This is a genomic window from Halomonas sp. BM-2019, from assembly GCF_017584085.1.
In genome coordinates this window covers 3066675-3069120 of record NZ_CP071922.1, presented here as the reverse complement: position 1 = coordinate 3069120, position 2446 = coordinate 3066675, and the positions used below count along the sequence as shown (strand labels likewise).

Annotated in this window: 3 protein-coding genes and 1 pseudogene; 2 read left to right on the top strand and 2 right to left on the bottom strand. The window is 69.1% G+C overall.

Annotated features, from left to right (window positions below):
• Positions 1-162 precede the first annotated feature (162 nt).
• On the top strand, positions 163-858 hold the full coding sequence (locus tag J5F18_RS15320; protein ID WP_346299429.1) for a hypothetical protein: 696 nt from the start codon (positions 163-165) through the stop codon (positions 856-858).
• Positions 859-960: 102 nt separating this feature from the next.
• Here J5F18_RS15320 and J5F18_RS15315 read toward each other — a convergent pair whose 3' ends face one another.
• Positions 961-1167: a cold-shock protein gene (locus J5F18_RS15315; RefSeq protein WP_346299428.1), complete on the bottom strand. Its 207-nt coding sequence runs from the start codon at positions 1165-1167 to the stop codon at positions 961-963.
• A 277-nt stretch (positions 1168-1444) separates the two neighbouring features.
• On the opposite strand from J5F18_RS15315, the gene J5F18_RS15310 reads away from it, so the two are divergent.
• The gene (locus J5F18_RS15310) at positions 1445-2089 is read left to right on the top strand and encodes a LysE family translocator (RefSeq protein WP_346299427.1); all 645 of its coding nucleotides are present in this window, start codon (positions 1445-1447) and stop codon (positions 2087-2089) included.
• 110 nt (positions 2090-2199) lie between these two features.
• Here J5F18_RS15310 and J5F18_RS15305 read toward each other — a convergent pair.
• Positions 2200-2446, bottom strand: a pseudogene (locus J5F18_RS15305) (lytic murein transglycosylase); the annotation flags it as partial.

The following is a 2446-nucleotide window of genomic DNA, read 5'->3' as shown; positions in this document are numbered from 1 at the left end:
TGGCCGCATCGCCCCGCAGGAGGCCGAGCTGCTGCGTGCCGTGGCCTGGACCCTGGGGTGTCCGTTGCCGCTGCGTGACGATTAGTGCTCGACCTTGGTTTCCTTGCGGCAGGCCGGCCGCTCTGGTGCAATGTTCGCCCTGGAAGCAGGAGTGACGAGAGAATGGTGAAGAGACCCTGGAAACCCGCGCTGCTGGCGGCCCTCATGGCCCTGGGCTTGGCCGGCTGCGGCAACGGTGACGAAGCGGACCCGGCGGCCGAGGAGCCGCCGGCCGAGCCCGCCGCCGTGGAGGAGAGTGCCGAGCCGGCCGAGCCCCTGGACGACGAGCTGTCCCCCGAGGAGCAGGCCGGGCTGGTGGATGACGAGGCCGATGAAGCTGAAGCCCCGGCGGCCGAGGTGCCCGATCCCGATGAGGTTCCCGAGGAGATCCCCGAGGCGGACACCCTGGGCGAATCACCGGCCACCACCCTGGACGAGGGCGCGGCGCTGCCCGGCGAGACCACCGCCGACGACATCGATGCCATGCTCGAGGAGACCGAGCGGCGCTTCGAGGAGGCGCAGCGGCGCATCGAGGAGCAGTTCGAGGAGGCCGAGGGGGAGGCCGCGGTACCCGAGCCCCTGGAGGACGACGACGCCTTCGACGCCGGCATGGACTTCGACACCGGCCTGGAGGATGAGGCGCTGGATACCGGCGGGCCCACCAGCTCCGAGATCGATGCGATCATCGAGGAGCAGGAGCGCCGCTTCGAGGAGGCGCAGCGCCGCCTGCAGGAGCAGTTCGATGAGGTGGAGCAGGAGCTCCCCGAGTTCGAGCCCATGGAGGCCGGCGAGGACATCCAGTTCGAGCCCATGGAGTAGGTGGGCGCCCCGAGGGGCCCCGCCGACACGAAAAAGGCCCACCGCAAGGTGGGCCTTCTCGCTGCGGCGACGCCTGGTTCGCGTGGCCGACCGCGCGCCGGATCAGTCGGCGAGGCGGATGTTGGAGGCCTGAAGGCCCTTCTTGCCCTGGGTAACCTCGAAGGTGACCTTCTGGCCGTCCTGCAGGGTCTTGAAGCCGTCAGCCTGAATCTCGGAGAAGTGGGCGAACAGGTCGTCACCGCCGTCGTCCGGAGAGATGAAGCCGTAGCCCTTGGTGTCGTTGAACCACTTGACAGTGCCAGTTGCCATTGTCGATTTCCTTAACATACTGTATTGGTCGTGCCGGGCTCGCCAAGGCGAAGGCCCGAAGAGCGTGGGCAAGAGGAGGAAGAAGTGCGCACCGCGTGTATCGAGGGAATCGAACGACAACCGACGACTTGTTTCCTGTTGACCAACGCTGCGACAGGGTGCCGTGACACCCCGACGGTCCGGTTTTCATCTGCCCGTCCGCCAGCCGCAAACCCACTGTAGATCGAATCCCTCCGGGCAGCAAGCCCGCTTCTCGACGCAAGGTAGGCCCCGAGCCATGTTCATCGACGCCCAGTTCTGGCCTTTCCTGGTGGCGATCACCCTGCTCACCCTGAGCCCCGGGGTGGACACCCTGCTGGTGATCCGCAACACCGCCCGAGGCGGGGTGCGTGACGGCGTGCTGACCAGCCTGGCGATCTGCTGCGGACTCTTCGTGCACGCCGCGGTGTCGGCGCTGGGTATCTCGCTGATCCTGCTGCAGTCCGCCTGGGCCTTCCAGCTGCTCAAGCTCGCCGGGGCCGCCTACCTGGTATGGCTGGGCGTGCAGAGCCTGCTGGCGGCGCGCCGCGGCCGCGGGCTGCCGGTGGCCGGGGTCTGCGGCGAACGCCGGCCGGTGCCGGCGTGGCGGCCCCTGCGCGAGGGGCTGCTCTCCAACGTGCTCAACCCCAAGACGGTGGTCTTCTACATGGCCTTCCTGCCGCAGTTCATCGCTCCCGGCGACCCGGCGCTGGCCAAGTCGCTGTTCCTGGCCGGGGTGCATTTCGTGATCGCCAACCTCTGGCAGGTGGCCATCGCGGTGATGGTGGGCAGCGCCGGGCGCCTGCTGGCCAGCCGTCTCTTCTCCCAGGCGCTGAACGGGATGACCGGGGCGGTGCTGGTCGCCTTCGGCGTCAAGCTGGCGCTGGAGCGCCCCCCGGGCTGATCCGGCCTCCCACCTTGAAACCCGCAGAACAGCTCACGCCAGAGTGCGAAGTGGCAGAAAGAGTCCGCCCCGGCGAGGGCCGGGGCGGTCGACTCGGGTGGCGGCAGGGCTCAGTTCCTGGCCAGCAGCGAGCGGTCGTAGCGCACCGTCTTCTCCGCGGGGCTGAGCATCGTGACCCCCTGGCTCGAGCCGCCGTTGGCCAGGCTCTCGAAGATCGCCCGGTAGCTGAGCACCGCCTGCACGTAGAGGCGTGTCTCGCGGAAGGGAATGCTCTCCACGAAGAGGTCGAACTCCTCCGGGGCGTCGGCCAGCCAGCGGTCGACCCGGCCGGGGCCGGCGTTGTAGGCGGCGGCGGCC

Coding starts and splice junctions, on each gene's coding strand:
- J5F18_RS15320 (WP_346299429.1), top strand. CDS start 163: ATGGTGAAGAGACCCTGGAAACCCGCGCTGCTGGCGGCCCTCATGGCC.
- J5F18_RS15315 (WP_346299428.1), bottom strand. CDS start 1,167: ATGGCAACTGGCACTGTCAAGTGGTTCAACGACACCAAGGGCTACGGC.
- J5F18_RS15310 (WP_346299427.1), top strand. CDS start 1,445: ATGTTCATCGACGCCCAGTTCTGGCCTTTCCTGGTGGCGATCACCCTG.